The following is a 799-nucleotide window of genomic DNA, read 5'->3' on the forward strand; positions in this document are numbered from 1 at the left end:
GCTCCATTGCCATCAGCTTATCTGACATCTCTGTAACAGCCCCAATATGGAACATCGCATTCGGACATGCTTGAACGATATGCTCTAAATGCGGTAACTGATCTGAATTCGTCATCGTCACAACATTTGCTGTGTACATATTTTGACGTTTGTAATTATAAATATAACCTGATTCAAACACATAACGTCGCTCAGATTTTGTCATACGTGCAGTCAACATTTGATATTCATGCGCATCTGGCACGACCACTTGAAAACGTCTCGCATGATTGCCTTGCAACATAAACGTCATATTTCCCGGGACATGTCCGCCACTTTGTTCTTGCCAAAATAGCACACAATTTCCTGGCGTATTTAAACGATAAACCGCAGAAAACGGCAAGCCTAATGAATTAATAACAAATGCACTTGTATCCAATGCCATCGCTTTAAAGAAGAAATGAATAAACTGCACTTTATTGCTGAAATGATGGGCCTTACCTTGCCAATGGACAATGATAGACTTGGCTATAAAATTCTCATATATCACTTCAAGCCCTTGCTGATCGATATATCGACGGAAGAGTTTTTGACCTCTCGTATTATAAACTGTCTGCGCAAAGTTCACACCGTGTTGTGTGTAATGATCGACATACTGCACACGACCTTGTGTATCTAACCATTCGACATCGCTTACAATACGCGGCTTACTTCCGTGATGATAGTGAATCTTCGCACGTTCTACGCCCAAATCTTTAACTGTTGCTTCACTACTATTCCCTTTAATTTCCCAATAGCGTGGGACTTCTACTTGATTGAA

At 40.7% G+C, this 799-nt stretch carries 1 protein-coding gene; it reads right to left on the minus strand.

Annotated features, from left to right (window positions below):
- Positions 1 to 799, minus strand: a 799-nt coding sequence (gtfB, locus tag SH09_RS14155; protein ID WP_042740249.1) for an accessory Sec system glycosylation chaperone GtfB, incomplete at both ends; no start/stop codon positions are given.

This window comes from Staphylococcus gallinarum, assembly GCF_000875895.1.
GTDB lineage: Bacteria > Bacillota > Bacilli > Staphylococcales > Staphylococcaceae > Staphylococcus > Staphylococcus gallinarum.